The sequence below is a fragment of the Paraburkholderia sp. JPY465 genome, assembly GCF_050436725.1.
Lineage (GTDB): Bacteria > Pseudomonadota > Gammaproteobacteria > Burkholderiales > Burkholderiaceae > Paraburkholderia > Paraburkholderia youngii.
Genome location: NZ_JBNDMT010000002.1, coordinates 827728 through 843540 on the forward strand (window position 1 = coordinate 827728; position 15813 = coordinate 843540).

Consider the following 15813-nt stretch of genomic DNA (forward strand, 5'->3'; position numbering starts at 1 on the left):
AGTGGAAAGTCCGATGGCGGCGCACGACCGCTACGGCAGAGCATTTGCCGTCCGGGCCGACGACTTGACGGGCCGTAATACCTTGGAAGCGGCCTTCCGCCTGTCGCGACCGCGTATGACCGCTCGGGGTCGGTTTGGTGCATTCCCCGGCGCGGCGGCGGCGGCCGGGAGCCAGCGTTGGCCGGCTGGCAGGACCCGGCCACTTTCTGCCGCCGAAGGCGTGCAGTCGTCACTCGAACGGCCGACGTACTCTGAAACTCGGCAGATGCGCGACGCGCGCTCGTCGGTCACGGCTAACAAATGTGCTTTGACGCTGGCATGCCTGCTTACGGCTTGACTGTCCTATCAGGACCAGCCTGCGCCATGACGATGCGTGATGTATTCACCGCAAACTGCCAATATTTTTTTGACGTCGGCTTTGCGATAGTCAAGACGGTTCAGGGCCAAGATCATTTGAATTAAACTCGCTTCATCGTCGAACGGCGGCAAGCCGACAAACTGTTCAGCCGCGGCGACCGAAAGCCGCGACAACTCAGAGCGTTCCCGGGCACCGCAATTGCCATCATTAGCCGAGAGCCAAAGCAGTACAGATTCGCAGACATCCGCTGCTTCAAGCCATTGCCCCGTGCTTGCTCGCGCGATGAGTTGAGCAACCACTAGATACCCTAGCAGTTCCGTTCGCGCTTCATCGTCCAGATTGTAGTGCTGAAGCCGCATTTCCATTGCGCCGTTTTCTGTCGCGTCACTTCGATGAAGCCTTCGACAGCCGGACGGAGTTATCAAACTGATAATTTACCCGCCTTTTCCCTGAACAACGGGAGACCTGCGACCGTCCCCAACCGGTGCCCAACCGAACGACTGCCTCCCTTGGCGTGCAGTCATTGCCGCCGCGAGACATCAGAAGTCCGCTCAGGCCGGGTACGGCCGACCGCACGGGCGGCGGTCGGCCATGACCGGCCGGTCGACGTACCTGCACGAATCGCTGACAATTTGGCTACTTCACATACCGGAAGGCTAGCGATGAAATGTCGGATATGTGGGCGGTCACTCGACCAGCCCGACGACCCCTTGTCGATGAACTGCGGCGGCGACTGCTGGGGCTGCGTCGGTGAGATTGAGGCCGATCTGGGCAACGTGGAATCGATGGAACAGGTCCGAAAAGAACACATTCGCGGGCTTCGCCCGGAATGGATAGACCCGGATAAGTGGCCGGCACCAGCCCTCTTTTTCAGGTCAGTGTCGGCCAGGCTTGACGACCCTCCAAACACTACGTTCAACGGACGCGAATTACCTATGCGGATTTGGGCACCGACACGGACATCTCTTGATGGCCGAGGCGCAAGCCAAGGCACGACCTGGAAAGTCGAGATTGAACAGCTTAACGACGGAAGCTTTCTGCTGATGCGGTACGAATCCACAGAAGAGGCATCTCCGACCTCCGATCATTGGTATGCCACGCTCGAGGAGGCATACGACGAGTGCGATCGCATTTATGGCATTGGTCGCGGCGATTGGCTTCAACGGTGACTGCGTGCGGGCCGTGATGCTCGATCGCGGGACACAGATCGGGCCATCAGCGGCCGTTCGAGGCTGTCGTCCAGTTTGGCTAGCAGATGTCTTGCGCGCCTTCCCTCAATGGCCGGTTTCCGGCGAGCGAGTTACGCAGGGCGCTGCCTCAACCCGGCCAGAAACGGTCGTTCGACACCGACTCGAAGTTCGTACACAATTCGTGAAGTCGTCCCCTTGCTAACAGATGCCCATCACTATGAAGTTGAACAGATGCCCATCACTATGAAGTTGAGACCCCGATTGAGCACATGCTTCGTGGAGTCTCGATGTCGTCAGGACGGGCGCCCGGGTTTATTCCACGACGCCCGCAATAGGTGAACGTAAACGGCAGCCGGAGGCACTCCATGCAGGAAGAGAAAATACGTGAAGCCCTGAATGCGCACTGGCAAGCGTCGGCGGCCGGCGATCTCGACGCAGAACACGATATTTACGATGACGATGCCATCTGTGACTATCCCCAGTCGGGTGAACGAATCCTCGGGCGAATGAATTTGCAGGCACTGCGGAGTCATCATCCAGGCAAGCCAGCAGGTTTCGATGTCAGGCGAATTCAAGGAGAAGGTAATCTATGGATCACGGAATACTCCATCACCTATAACGGGCGGCCGGCTTACACGGTAAGCATCATGGAGTTCCGCAACGGGAAGGTCATGCACGAGACCCAGTACTTTTCAGATCCCTTTGAAGCGCCGCGTTGGCGGAGTCAATGGGTTCAGCAGATCGCATGACAATGCATTGCGGGGATATAAGCACAATCACTTAATGGTCGCCTCGCTGGAATTTGGCTTCCTCGAATTCGCAGTTCAGCGAATCCTTGCGGAGACGTCGGACAACACGGCGGCGATAAGGCTCTGCAAAACGGTTGGAAAGCGTGTTCAATCAGAACGCGTCAATGATCGACGCTTCAAGGGCCGCGAGTGCACCACGACAGTATTGGCCATCGCGCGGAACGAGTGGGGGCCAATCGGGCTCTGCTCAAACCGCACTGGGCGTCGTTTGTCGCCAATCTGAATGGCCGCTGTGGGGGATTGTGAGTGTCGCCTCCGGGTCGGGTATTGCGCGGCGGCGCCGGGTGCAAACTGATTCTCCCGTCCTTCGAAAGGAGATTCGTCATGGAAGCCACCATCAACCCGGGCGTCGGCCGTGTACCGCGGAACAAGGACAAGCTGACGGGGCAGAAGCTGCCACTGAAGCTGAGGGAGATTTGGGGAATCCGTATCCGCCTGCAGCTTGCTGGAAGAGCGCGCGAGCTCGCGCTGTTCAACCTCGCGATCGACAGCAAGTTGAGAGCGTGCGATCTAACGAAATTGCGAGTGAGGGATATCTGTCTTGGCTCGCGTGTGGCACCAAGGGCGACCGTAATGCAGCAGAAGACCCAGCGGCCGGTCCAGTTTGAAATCACTGAACAGACCCGGGAGAGCGCCGCTGCGTGGATTCGAGAGGCGGGACCGTCGTCGAGCGACTATCTCTTCCCAAGCCGCATTCACGGCTCAGCCCAACTTTCGACGCGCCAGTACGCCCGCCTTGTCCATCGCTGGATACGGTCGATCGGGCTCGACGATACAGCTTACGGAACGCATTCAATGCGTCGAACGAAAGCGTCGCTGATTTACCGGCGCACAAAGAACCTGCGCGCGATACAGTTGCTGCTCGGTCACGCAAAGCTCGAGAGTACCGTTCGATACCTTGGCATTGAGGTCGACGACGCTCTCGAGATGGCGAAACAGACAGAGGTTTGAACGACAGGCGGCCGGACGGCACTCGGGCGCTGTCCGGTCACCTTCGGCCATTCGACATCAGTGCGTAGATCGTTGACAATTTCGATGTCGTCCTTCGAAATCGACTACCAAAGTGAATAGAATGGTCGGGGCTCTCCTGACGGTGGCCCTCGTTTCATGGGGAATATGCATTGCATACCCGATCAACGGTATCCATTTCGGCTGGATCGGAACTCTCGTCGGATCAGCGGGCGGCTTAATCGCGACGCTATCAAGCTATCGAACGGAAGAAAAGGTCCATGGACGTTTCGGGGGCGACATATACAAGTCCGAATCACCGATCAAATTCCTCCTCGCTTACGTCTTGGTCGGCTCGCTCCTCGTCGCTTTCGCGGTTGTAAGCATCTTCGGCTGTATGGGGCGACTGGGGCGGTAAGTCGCAAATCTCCCGGATTTCTCTACCGGCTTTACTCGATTTTTCTTGTACTCGACGCGCGTCGTTGATTGTAGAGTCTGCGTCGCTGTCAGGGCGCGGCCGAGGGTGTGTCAAAACGTGCGGCTTCGACGTCGGGCGCAAAAGTCGACCCATCAGAATGCTCTGTACCGGCTTCGTTGCACTTGGGGAGGGGTAAAGTGACATCCGAAAGCCGGGTAATTTCGAGTTTTGACACACCCTCGGCCGAGGCCGTGTAAAAACGTCTGGGCCGGCAGGCCGGAAGAGCACCTGTGAGACCGCGTCTGCGCAGTTCCGGTTTGCCAGCGACTGACCGGATCGCGTTATGCGAGCAATCATGGTCAGGCGTGAGATCACACGCCTGCCAGCTTCATCGCTCGCAATGTCTTTGCAAATCCGAGAATCCTGATGACGCGCTTGAGGTTGTATGCCAGCACATGCAAGCTCATTTCAGTCGATACGTACCCGAGCCTGCGCGTCTGGAAGTGGGTTGAGCCCATCCAGTGCTTCAGTGTGCCGAACACGTGTTCGACCGTTCGACGTCGTATTGTCATGGCGTCAAGCTGGCGATCAAGTCTGAGTTGCATTCTCTCGAGTACCGCTTCGTGTTCCCACCGGCGAATGCGCCGGTAAGGAGCCGGCGTGCACTGGTTTCTGAGCGGACAGCGCGGACAGGCGCTGCTCCAGTAGGTCCGCAGTTTCAGCAGATTGGCACTCTCAAAGGACGTGTACCTGTATATCGCACGTTGACCCGCCGGACACAGGTACTGGTCATCTTTGGCGATGTAAATGAAGTCGGCCCGGTCGAACCGACCGTCAGCCTTTGCACCGGAGGTTTGGCTCTTTGGCACCAGCGCCGCAATACCCGCGTCGTCGCACGCCTTGATCTCCGGTGCGCTGAAGTATCCGCGGTCTGCCAGTGCCTTGATTTTCTTCTTGCCCATCGCATCGCGCGCGGCTTTAGCCATCGGGCTCAACTGCGTTCGGTCGCTGCCGACATTCGTGACTTCGTGGGCGACGATGAGATGGTGTCGGGTGTCGACGGCTACCTGGACGTTGTAGCCAACCACGCCCGTACCCTTGGCTTGCGAGATCATCGAGCGTGAGTCGGGGTCGGTCATCGAGATCTGCTTTTCCGGCAGATCGTTCAGAAGCTCTGCCGCGTGATCCAGCTCGCGCATCTGTTCGCGCAGCGTCTCGATCTTCTCCCGTAGCCGCTCAGTCTTCGCTTCTACCTCGGCTGGTTGAGTGCGATCGGCAGTCTCCAGCGCATCCAGATAACGCTGGATGCTTTGTTCGATCTGCTCCTGACGCCGCGCAATCTTGTTGGGCGTGAAGTTGTTGTCGCGGCTGTTGACCGCCTTGAACTTGCTGCTGTCGATGGCCACGGCCGCTTGTGTGAACAGCTTCAGGTCACGGCATATCACGACGAAGCGACGGCATACGTTGCGAATACCATCACCATTGCTGCGCCTGAACTCGGCAATCGTCTTGAAGTCTGGCGCAAGCCGGCCGGTCAGCCACATCAGTTCGACATTGCGCTGGCACTCCCGCTCCAGACGTCGGCTCGACTGCACGCGATTGAGATAGCCGTAGATATAGATCTTGAGCAGCACTGTGGGGTGGTAAGACGGTCGACCAGTGATTGCAGGCGTGGCGCCTTCAAATCCCAGAGAAACCAGTTCGAGTTCTTCAACGAATGCGTCGATGATCCGGACGGGATTGTCTTCTGCAATAAAGTCATCGAGACATTCCGGCAGCAGCGTTGCCTGATTGCGGTCTGCACCTTCGACAAATCGCCCCATCTTCCCCTCTCGCGCCAACAGGTTGATTTAGTCTAGGCTATCAAGCACGTTTTTACACGGCCTCGGCCAGTTTCGGACATTCGGCGTTTCAACCAGAATCGTCGACAATCGGCGATCTTATCCGACTGACGAACAAGAATAAAATTCGATCCGATTCGAGTGCGGGAAGTCTCCGATAACGCTGTGAGGCGGGCTCTGAGCACTGAATTCGACGAGTCCCGGCCAATGGGAAACGTGGCCGCAAGCACGCTCGGTGAGGTAGTACGCGCGTGGCTCGTCGGTTATGCACAGCAAATCGCGCCAGTGACTGCGCGCGCCAATCATTGGCTTGATGTAGCGATAACGCGTCAATGTATCGTGATGGCATGCAACCGTCCCGCGAAGTGAAGCACCAGCGCAGCTTGTCAACGCGGGACATCAGCACACGTCGGGTGGCCTTTTCCGCTTCGGATTGTGCGTGTATGCCCTTGATGATCTGCTTGAGATACGTCACTCTCATTGATATATGGAACGAGTCCAGAACAGGGGTAGGAGAAAACGATAATCGACAAGCGATTGAGTGGAGGCATTTGGCACCATCGGTTATGACCGACGGTTTCGTTTGATTGCTTCCGGTTGTGGCCTTCACGAGGGTGGTGAACCGGTCCAAGGCTCACTGAAGGCCTGCAACGGTCGCAAGGACGCGTTGGCGACAGCGAGACGAGTCGCTCACGACCGCTGAGGTGCGAACGGCCGGAGAGTGCCGTGAAGCCGACCGACCTAAGCCATCACCTGAACGTCAGCTATGGCCGAATTCTGCGCGTAGCTCATCCGTCCGGTTGTGGAGTAATGCAGCCAGCGCGACGGGAGGTTCCCCGGTGCAGTGCGAGACGGCTTGGGACCGCCTGACGGCCTTCGTCTGCTGCGACCTCGCGTGCCGACTGGTCGCGGTTGACTTTCACCGGCGCGACAGTGTGTGACTGCAGTCCCGACGACGACGTTCAGTGTCGCGACCGGGTCCAGCGACACCAGTCGTGGTGATCAAGGTTGCGCAGCAGATCGGCACCGCGCCGTTGACGGCTGTAGTGCGCAATCACGCCACACGCCGCCATCACCAGCACGATCGGGCCCATAGCCCCATACCCAACCAAAATTGGTCCACGTCGGCCTCCTCAGATACACCCGGATTGCCACCCCGCCAGCGAAGACGGCTCGACAGACGACTATAGTTCGTCTCAACAGAATGTCGGTGCACCAGTCAACCTGCACGTGCAAACGCACGCAGTACGGCGTCGCCACGCGCCGTCACGCGAGGAAACCGCAGTCCCGGCCCAGCTGGCTCATTCGCAATCAATTGCAATTCGCGGAGTGTGCCAAGCTCTGCCCGATCCGAATCGATCCGCTCAGGCGCATCTTTCGACAGCAACAATGTGGCCAATTCGTGCGGGCTCAACATGTCGTTTACCTCGCGGCGAGAACGAAGAACGGGTGACCAGATCCGGCTACGGCTGCATTGGCAGCACGCGAAACCAGACCTGGCAGATTTTGTCGCCTATCGGCTTGACGAGCGACGTGCGCGAGGCGGACTTCGGCGTTCCGAAGGATCAAGGGTCGGCTTTGCGACGCGCTCGAGAATGTCACGGACCATTTCGCGCCCTTTGGAATCACGAGCATGTCGGCGGCGGTCAGGTTCTGGTTCCACGAAATGCCGACCGGCACACCGGTCTGCGCGAGCGCATGCAAACGTCCGTTCCAGAACATGCCGATCGGCGCTTCGCCCGATGCGAGCAGTTGCTGCGACTGCGCGCCGCCGCTCCACCAGACGATGTCGCTCTTGATCGTGTCGAGCTTCTTGAACGCGCGGTCGAGATCGAGCGGATAGAGTTTGTTCGGCGGCACGCCGTCGGCGAGCAGCGCGATTTCCAGCACGCCCGGTGCCGACCACTTGTAGAACGTGCGCTTGCCGGGGAATTTCTTGGTGTCGAACAGATCCGCCGCACGTCTGCGGCTGTGCGCCCGTGTACTTCGACTTGTTGTAGCCGAGCACGAACGAGTAATAGAAGCTGCCTACCGCGTCCGGCGTCGCGAAGCGCGGGTCCAGTTCGTCCTTCTTCACGACCGAGTAGTCGATCGGCTCGATCAGGCCGGCCTTTTGCGCGGCGTACGCGAAGTCGCCCTCCACATCGACGACGTCCCAGCTCACGTTGCCGCTATCGACCATTGCCTTTAGCTTGCCGTAGTCGGTTCGGGCCATCCATCAATACGGTGATACCGCTCGCCTGCGTGAACGGCTGCGCCCAGTTCTTCTGTTGCGACGATTGCGTGGTGCCGCCCCAGCTCGTGAAGACGATCGGGTCGGCGGCGAGTGCGGGCGCTGCCGCGAGCGTCATCAAGCACGCAGCAGTCAGCGGCGCTGCAAACACAATCCATTTACTGCTCATGTCGATCTCCAGAAACGTTTAAGGGACGTACAGCGCCGCGGTAACGGTGCAGTAGACGATGATCACAGGACCATGAATCCCGTCTTCTGAGATGATGGAATGCCAAGAAATTAGAAAAAATAAAAGCCGCCGGGACCTTTCAGGCCGCTCCCGAACCGTGCGCCAACGCAATCAGCAGCAGGATCAGAAGGATCAACGCCACGCTTTTCCAGAAGGTCACCGGACTGCGCTCGATAAATGGCAGCCTCGCTGCCGTTGGCGTTTCGCCGCCGCCCGCGGCGAATCGGTCCAGCTCGGCACAGAGCTCGAGCGCATCCTGATAGCGACGCTCCGGATCGGCCTGCATCGCCTTCTCGAGCACGAGGTCAAGCCATGCTGGCAGGTCGGGTCGGTGATGCTGCAACGGAACCCGGCTATTGAAGCCGTACGGCGAGCGTCCGCCGCTGAACATGCGATACAGGGTGACGCCGAACGCAAGGACCTCGGAGCGCGCATCGCCCTTCCCGCCTTTGAGAAGCTCGGGCGCCATGTAGGCGGGCGTGCCCGGCGCAATAGACGGCCCCGGCGCGAGCAGGCCGGGCATGTAGGCAAAGCCGAGGTCCAGCAGCCTCACGCTGCCGTCGGGCAACACCAGCACGTTCTCGGGTTTGATGTCGCGATGGAAGATGCCCTGGCGATTCAGCGCGTGGATCGCGCGGCCGAGCTGACGCGCGATCGCGAGGCCGCGCGTCAGCGACATCAGTGCCGGCGTCATCAAGGTTTCGAGCGGCAAGCCGTCGAGGAACGGCATCACGACATAGAGGCGGGTCTGGCGCGCGGGATCGATCGCGCTCGGCGCAAGTACGTTCTCGCTGTCAATCTTCCCCGCGAGCCACCGTTCCCGGACGATCGACTGGCGCACGTTGGCGTCTTCGTCGACGCGCGGCTTCGGGAACTTGAGCGCGAGCCGCTTTTGCGGGTCGGCAAGGTCGTGGCCGATGAAGATCCGCGAGTAATGTCCGTCGCTCAGTACCGTGGTCAGCGCATAGCCGTCGATCACCTCGCCACACGCGGGAACCGCGAGAATCGGCAGGTCGCCGAGCACGCCTTCGAGATAGCGATAGTCGAGGTCCGGCACCTTGCGCACGTCGACCACGACCGCCGAGACGTCGTCGGTCGAGCCGCGCGAGCGCGCCATCTGGACGAGCCGTTCAGCCACCGCGGCCGCGGACGCCTGCGCCGACAGCACGGCCCGCAACTCGCGCCACGGTGTGCGTCGATAGAGCCCGTCGGAGCACAGCAGCAGGCGGTCACCTTCCTTTAGCGCCCAGCTCTCGATGCGTGTCACCAGCGCACTCTGCATGCCGACCGCATGCGCGACGAAGGCGCCGAACGGCACGTCGATGACGTCGTCGCCGCCGAGTTGCGACACTTCGCCATCGCGCAGCTGATAAAGCCGCACGTCCCCCGCGCCGACGAGCCAGGCCGTGGCGCCCCTGATCACGAGCGCCGCAAAGCACGCCGCCATCTGACTGAGCGCCGCGTCGCTGCGGCCGATCTGGTGCAGCCAGCGGTGAATCGCATCGAGCGCGCGCGACGCCGCGGCTTCGGGCGCCAGCGTGTGAGGCGGCGCATAGTAGCCGTCGATGAAGCTTCGCACGGCGAGCTCGGCCGCCACGCGCCCTCCCCGGCCGCCGCTCATGCCGTCAGCCAGCGCGACTACGCTCCCCCGCGCCGAGCGTTGCATCAGATCCCCGAGCATGATGCCGACGTAGTCCTCGTTGCGCCCGCTGCGGCCCGGCTCGGAAACAAAGGCGATGTCGAGCTCAGGAGATTCGCCGCGCTCGGGCCGCAGTGTCATGCACGCTGCTTCGATGGCATTCGCGAGGGGTGTGTCGGTCATTTCCTGTCGAAGATCGCAGCTTCGCTCGATTCGAGATCATGCTCGATCTTATCGAGAACCTGCGGCGCACGCTTCTTCAGCATCGCGAGCCAGCCGAGGCCGAACAGCATGTAGGCCGCGAACAGATAAGGCAGGATGTTGTACGGCCAGTCCGGAACCGGATAGACGCTGCCGAAGAACCCGCCGATCATCGCCACGGCGCCGAGGATGCCCACCACCAGATTGGCAAGCTTGAGCTGCCCCTGCTTCTTCAGGTAGAGCGGCGCGGACACCGAGATCAGGAAGTAGGCCACGATGAAGCCGAATGTCGCGAACGTGCTCGTATAGCCGAACGTATTCAACGCGCCCGTGCCCAGCAACGCGAGATTCACGGCCAGCGAGAGGAGCGCGGCAAAGGCCACCGCATAGTGCGGCGTCTGATGCTTGGTGTGCACCATGCCCATCGAGCGGTGCACGAACTGATAGCGGCCCATCGAGAACAGCAGCCGGCTCGCGGCATTGATCGAGGCCAGCATGCAGGCGAACGCGCTCACCGACGCGATCAGATAGAACAGCGGCGCCAGCGCCGGTGCACCGAGTCCGCTCAGCAGCGTCTGCAGTGGTGCGGTATCGGCGCCGAGCTTGCTCACGTTGCCGCCGTAGGCGACGACCATCGAGTAGGCGACGAACATGAAGAAGGCGCCGGCCAGCACCATGCTCCAGATGATGGCGCGAGGAATCGCCTTCAGCGGGTCCCTGGTTTCCTTGCCGAGCGACGCGGCGCTCTCGAAGCCGACGAACGAGAAGATGCCGAGCACCATCGCCTCCGCCATCCCTTTGGGCGTCGTGCCCTGCAGCGACAGCTGCGCATGATCGACGATGCGCTCGGGATGCTGATAGAAGACCACCAGCAGCACGCCGCCGACGATCGTGATCGAGGCGGCCTCGATCGCGAGGCTCAGGCGCGAAGACAGCTTGATGTCGCGCGACGACAGGAACCAGGCCAACCCCGCGCTCACCACATAGATCAGCCAGGTCGGCACGGCGATGCCGAACGGCGTGAACGCGTTCTGCACGAAGATGGCTTCGCCGGCGAGCACGCCCATCGCCGTACCGGTGTAGGCGGCAATCAGCCCCCATCCGGCGATGCCGCCCGCCATTGGCCCGAGCGAGCGCGAGATGAAGATGAAGAACGATCCGGCCGCGGCGAACCGGCTGGCCAGCACGGCGATGTTGAGACTGACGAACATGAGCCCGAGCGTCGACAGCCCGTAGACCAGCCAGCTGCCCGCACCCGCGAGTGCCGCGACGGCCACGACGTTGATCGACGGCGTTAGAGTCGGAGAGATGTTGGCGAGAGACTGGCCGATCGTCTCCATGAAGCCCAGGCTCGACGATCGAAGATCGGCGGACTGCGAAGGAACAGCGGTAGGTTGCGGTGTTGCGCTCATGCTGGGCTCTCCTGCTTACGTTGGTGGTTCAGTAATTCGCTAGTCCTGGTATCCACGAGGTGCCGGCGAGCGGCACGCGCGCCATCGCGGCCGCCTCCACCGTCAGCGCCACGAGATCCTCCGGCTCCAGGTGATGCACGTTCTGCTTGCCGCAGGCGCGTGCGATCGTCGTCAGTTCCATGTTCAGCGTCTTCAGGTAGTTGCGTACCCGGCGCGAGCCTTCCTCCGGCTGCACGCGCTGCTCGAGCATGGCGTCCTGGGTCGTCACGCCGACCGGGCACTTGCCCGTGTGGCAGTGGTGGCAAAAACCCGGCGACGTGTTGAGCGCCGCGTAATCGGCGGTGGCCGAATGCAGCGCGCCATCCTTGAAATAGGTGTCGCTGTTGCAGCCGAGCGCCATCAGCACGCCCTGCCCGATCGCCACGGCATCGGCGCCGAGCGCGAGCGCCTTCGCCACGTCGGCCCCGGTGCGGATGCCGCCCGACACGATTAGCTGCACCTGCCCTTTCATGTTCAGGTCCTCGAGCGCGTCGACGGCCTGCCGCACCGCGGCGAGCGTCGGAATGCCGACGTTCTCGATGAAGCACGTTTGCGTCGCCGCGGTGCCGCCCTGCATCCCATCGATCACCACCACATCCGCGCCGGCATGCACCGCCAGCTTCACGTCGTTGAACGTGCGGGTCGCGCCGACCTTCACGTAGATCGGCTTTTCCCAATCGGTGATTTCGCGCAACTCCTGAATCTTGATCGCGAGGTCATCGGGGCCGGTCCAGTCCGGATGACGGCTCGCCGAACGCTGGTCCACGCCCGCGGGCAGCGTGCGCATCGCGGCGACCCGCGGGTTCACTTTCTGGCCCAGCAGCATCCCCCCGCCGCCCGGCTTCGCGCCCTGGCCAATCACGATTTCGATCGCATCGGCGCGGCGCACGTCGTCGGGGTTGAAGCCATAGCGCGACGGCAGGCACTGGTAGACCAGCGTCTTCGACGAACGACGTTCTTCCTGCGTCATGCCACCGTCGCCCGTCGTCGTCGAGGTGCCGGCCGCCGTCGCCGCACGTCCCAGCGCTTCCTTCACGTTCGCCGAGAGCGCGCCGAAGCTCATACCCGCAATCGTGATCGGGATGTCGAGCACGACGGGTTTGCTCGCAAAGCGTGTGCCAAGCACCGTTTTGGTGACGCACTTCTCGCGATACCCTTCGAGCGGATAGCGCGACAGCGACGCGCCGAGGAACAGCAGATCGTCGAAGTGCGGCACGCGCCGCTTGGCGCCAAGGCCGCGGATTTCATAGAGACCGCGCTGCGCGGCCATGTGGATGTAGTCGATCGTCTTGCGGTCGTAGCCTTGCGACTCTTCCTGCTGCAAGCGGGCGAAATGAACGGGCTTTTCCATGGGGACCTTCTCGATGATCTTGGGTGTTCAATATTCCTGGTCCGCGTCGGCGTTCCAGTGGTAGAGCGTGCGAGCCGAGGCGATGCGTTTGAACGCGCGCGGATCGTGCTGCAGTCCGGCCGCATCGAGCAGCGCGGCGACGGCCATGACGTCCGCATCGCTCATCGGCTCGAACTGCGCGTCCGCGCCGAGCGATTTCACTTCACCCTTCACATACAGCACCGCTTCGTAGAGCGAGTCGCCGAGCGCGTCGCCCGCATCGCCGCAGATCACCATGCGGCCCGCTTGCGCCATGAACGCCGAGAAGCTGCCCACCGATCCGCCGACGACGATGTCGCCCCCCTTCAGCGAAATCCCGCAACGCAGGCCCGCGTCGCCGTGGATGACGAGCAGCCCGCCATGCGCCGAAGCACCCGCGCCGTTCGACGCAAAGCCCTTCACGTGCACCTTGCCACTCATCATGTTTTCGGCGACCCCGGTGCCCGCGCTGCCCTCGATGACGATCTTCGCGTGCTGGTTCATGCCGCCCGCGTAGTAGCCGGCATGGCCCTCGATCGTGATGCTGACGTCGGCATCGACGCCGACCGCGATGTTGTGCGCGCCGTTGGGCGAACTCACCGTGATGCGCTGACCGGTAAGCTCAGCGGCATCGCCGTGCAGGTACTGGTTCAGCGCCCTGACCGGCGAGCGTTCAAGGTCGAATGTCACGCTTTCCATACATACATCTCCTCAGGTGCGGGTTCGAAGACCTTCGCATTCTTGATGTCGGGCAGATGCGCGAGCGAACGGAACTCCGAGGCAATCGCCACGTACTCGTCGTTCTCCGCGACCACGGCGGGCTTGCAGGCGAACGGATCGCGGATCAGCGCGAGCTCGGTCGTCGTGCCCATCAGAAAGGTGTAGAAGCCGTCGAGCTCTTCGAAGCCTTTTTGCAGCGCGTCCGGCAACGTGTCGCCTTCGCGCAGGCGCCATTCGAGAAAGCGGCAGGCCGCTTCCGTATCGTTGTCGGTATCGAAGTGAATGCCCTCGGGTTCGAGCTTGCGCCGCACGCCGTGCGCATTCGACAGCGAGCCGTTGTGCACTAGGCAGAAGTCCTCGCCCGCCGTGAACGGATGCGCGCGATCCGGCGTGACCGCCGATTCGGTCGCCATCCGCGTATGCCCGACCAGATGCGAGCCCTTCAGGTCCGCGAAGCCGTAGCGTTGAGCAACCTGCGCGGGCGAGCCGATGTCCTTGTAGAGGTCGATCGAGCGGCCCGCGGACAGCAGATAGAGCTTCGGATAATGCTCGCCGAGCCAGCGCTTCACGTTCTCGACGCTGCCTTGCAGCGTCAGCACGGCATGATTGCCCTTCGCTTCGATGCGCGGCGTGACATCCATCGCGGCGTTCAACGCGTCGACGAGCGGTTGCCAGGCGAAACGCTCGCCTTCGTCGGTGAAGCCCGAGTAGAGGCTGAGCTTGCGCTGGTGCGCATCGACCGCCGTGCCGAACACGGCCAGCCCGGCCGAGTCGGGGCCGCGCTCGGTCATGCCGATCAGCATCGGCACCATCAGTTCGCCGAGCCGTTCACGTAGTGCCGGCGTCTTGACCAGCAGCCCTACGATTCCACACATAGTGCGTCTCCTTAGAAAAATTCGAGGTAGCTCTTCAGCTCCCAATCCGATACGTGGCGCATGTATTCGAGCCATTCCATGCGCTTCAACTTGAGGAATTCATCGGCGACCGGGCCGAGCGCATCGCAGATCAGGCGGTCCGCTTCGAGCGCGTCGAGCGCCTGTTCGAGGTTCTGCGGCAGCACGCCGATGCCGTGCTCGCGCAATTGCCGCGGTGTCCAGTCGTAGAGGTTTTCGTTGGCGGGGGCGCCCGGCGACAATTCGCGCTCGATGCCGTCGAGCCCGGCCGCGATCACGGCGGCGGTCGCCAGATACGGATTGCACGAGCCGTCCGGCAGGCGCAGTTCGATGCGCTCGCCCGGCATGCGCACCATCGTCGACCGATTGTTGTCGCCGTAGCTGATATAGGCAGGCGCCCAGGTCGCGCCCGTCAGAGAACGGCCCACTACCAGCCGCTTGTACGAGTTGACGGTGGGATTGCACAGCGCCGCGAGCGCCGGCGCATGGGCGAGCAAGCCGGCCGTGAACTGGTAGCCGAGCTTCGAGAGGCCCATGCCGAGCGGATCGCCCTTGTCGGCGAACAGATTGCGCTCGCCGTCGCCGATCGACATGTGCATGTGCATGCCGTTGCCGGGACGATTCGCAAACGGCTTGGCCATGAACGAGCAAATCATGCCGAGCTCGTTGGCGATCTCGGACGCGGCCATCTTGAAGAACACGTAGTGGTCGCATGAAGTCAGGCAATCCGTGTACGTGTAGTTGATCTCGAACTGGCCGTTCGCATCCTCGTGGTCGATCTGATAGACGTCGATGCCGACCGCGCGCATCGATTCGGTGAGCTTTTCCAGGAACACGCGGGTGCGCGAGAGGCCTTTGTAGTCGTAGCACGGTTTCGCGAGCGTATCGCTCGGATCGCATGGCTCGAGCAGGCCCGACGCCGAGCGGCGCAGCAGCGAGAACTCGGGTTCGAGCCCCGTGTAGAGCGTCCAGCCGCGCCCGGTCATGCGCGCGACCTGTTTCTTCAGCGTCACGCGCGAATCGAACTGCCAGGGCTTGCCGTCGACATGGCCATCGCACGCGATGCGCGCAATGCCGGGCTGCCAGGGCACCGGCGTGAGCGTCGACAGATCGCCGACAGCCATGAAGTCCGGCCCGTTCGGCTCGATCCCGACACCCCAGATCGCAAAGCCGGCGAAACCCGCCCCCGCGGTGAGCACGCTTTTCAGATGCGCGACCGGCACCGACTTTGCCTTCGCCACGCCGTGAATATCGACGAACTGCGCCAGCACGTATTTCACGCCCTGTTGCGTGAGCCAGGCCTGCGCGTCTTGTGCCGTGTCGAAGCGCGGCACGCTCCCGAGCTCGTTGACGGTGACCGGCAGCTTGCTCGCATCGTTCAGGTTCATTGCCACTCCTTGCAACAATTTATTAACATGCAAAAATATTTCCCACCAGGAAACTCTGCGCGCACGCGTTCCCGCTTTCAAGGCCCGCTTCAAAGGCCCGCTTCAAACGCCGGCAAACCAGTGCGA

Annotated in this window: 12 protein-coding genes and 2 pseudogenes; 3 read left to right on the forward strand and 11 right to left on the reverse strand. The window is 61.8% G+C overall.

Translation table 11 applies throughout. From position 1 onward, the window contains the following. Positions 1-345: 345 nt before the first annotated feature. Positions 346-723, reverse strand: a complete 378-nt coding sequence (locus tag QFZ94_RS05850) for a hypothetical protein (protein ID WP_410853000.1) — start codon at positions 721-723, stop codon at positions 346-348. 351 nt (positions 724-1074) lie between these two features. On the opposite strand from QFZ94_RS05850, the gene QFZ94_RS05855 reads away from it, so the two are divergent. From QFZ94_RS05855 to QFZ94_RS05865, 3 genes are all read left to right on the forward strand, one after another. After that, positions 1075-1527 (forward strand): hypothetical protein, encoded by a 453-nt coding sequence (locus tag QFZ94_RS05855; RefSeq protein ID WP_429455871.1) that lies wholly within the window; start codon positions 1075-1077, stop codon positions 1525-1527. Between the two features lie 386 nt (positions 1528-1913). Next, positions 1914-2297 carry a nuclear transport factor 2 family protein gene (locus tag QFZ94_RS05860; RefSeq protein ID WP_429455872.1) on the forward strand — a complete coding sequence of 128 codons (384 nt, stop codon included), beginning with the start codon at positions 1914-1916 and terminating at the stop codon, positions 2295-2297. Between the two features lie 384 nt (positions 2298-2681). Beyond that, a complete protein-coding gene (locus QFZ94_RS05865; RefSeq protein WP_429455873.1) occupies positions 2682-3308 on the forward strand; it encodes a tyrosine-type recombinase/integrase in 627 nt (208 codons plus the stop codon). A 786-nt stretch (positions 3309-4094) separates the two neighbouring features. Here QFZ94_RS05865 and QFZ94_RS05870 read toward each other — a convergent pair. The 10 genes and pseudogenes from QFZ94_RS05870 to glnT all read right to left on the reverse strand — a co-directional run bounded on the left by QFZ94_RS05870 (position 4095) and on the right by glnT (position 15687). Continuing rightward, positions 4095-5546, reverse strand: a complete 1452-nt coding sequence (locus QFZ94_RS05870; RefSeq protein ID WP_429455874.1) for an IS1182 family transposase — start codon at positions 5544-5546, stop codon at positions 4095-4097. Positions 5547-5931: 385 nt separating this feature from the next. Further along, positions 5932-6195, reverse strand: a pseudogene (locus QFZ94_RS05875) (ISKra4-like element ISBte2 family transposase); the annotation flags it as partial. 588 nt (positions 6196-6783) lie between these two features. Then, positions 6784-6981, reverse strand: a complete 198-nt coding sequence (locus QFZ94_RS05880) for a hypothetical protein (protein ID WP_429455875.1) — start codon at positions 6979-6981, stop codon at positions 6784-6786. 191 nt (positions 6982-7172) lie between these two features. Then, positions 7173-7966 (reverse strand): annotated as a pseudogene (locus QFZ94_RS05885) (ABC transporter substrate-binding protein); the annotation flags it as partial. A gap of 139 nt (positions 7967-8105) precedes the next feature. Further along, positions 8106-9848, reverse strand: a complete 1743-nt coding sequence (locus QFZ94_RS05890; RefSeq protein WP_429455876.1) for a protein kinase domain-containing protein — start codon at positions 9846-9848, stop codon at positions 8106-8108. After that, positions 9845-11278, reverse strand: coding sequence for an APC family permease (locus QFZ94_RS05895; RefSeq protein ID WP_429455877.1), 1434 nt, complete (start codon positions 11276-11278; stop codon positions 9845-9847). The genes QFZ94_RS05890 and QFZ94_RS05895 overlap by 4 nt, the downstream gene beginning before the upstream one ends. Before the next feature lie 28 nt (positions 11279-11306). Then, positions 11307-12668 (reverse strand): FMN-binding glutamate synthase family protein, encoded by a 1362-nt coding sequence (locus QFZ94_RS05900; protein ID WP_410851826.1) that lies wholly within the window; start codon positions 12666-12668, stop codon positions 11307-11309. Positions 12669-12695: 27 nt separating this feature from the next. Next, positions 12696-13385: a protein glxC gene (locus QFZ94_RS05905; protein WP_410851825.1), complete on the reverse strand. Its 690-nt coding sequence runs from the start codon at positions 13383-13385 to the stop codon at positions 12696-12698. Next, positions 13373-14281 (reverse strand): class II glutamine amidotransferase, encoded by a 909-nt coding sequence (locus QFZ94_RS05910; protein WP_429455878.1) that lies wholly within the window; start codon positions 14279-14281, stop codon positions 13373-13375. The genes QFZ94_RS05905 and QFZ94_RS05910 overlap by 13 nt, the downstream gene beginning before the upstream one ends. Positions 14282-14292: 11 nt before the next feature. Further along, positions 14293-15687 carry a type III glutamate--ammonia ligase gene (glnT, locus tag QFZ94_RS05915; RefSeq protein ID WP_429455879.1) on the reverse strand — a complete coding sequence of 465 codons (1395 nt, stop codon included), beginning with the start codon at positions 15685-15687 and terminating at the stop codon, positions 14293-14295. Between the last annotated feature and the right edge of the window lie 126 nt (positions 15688-15813).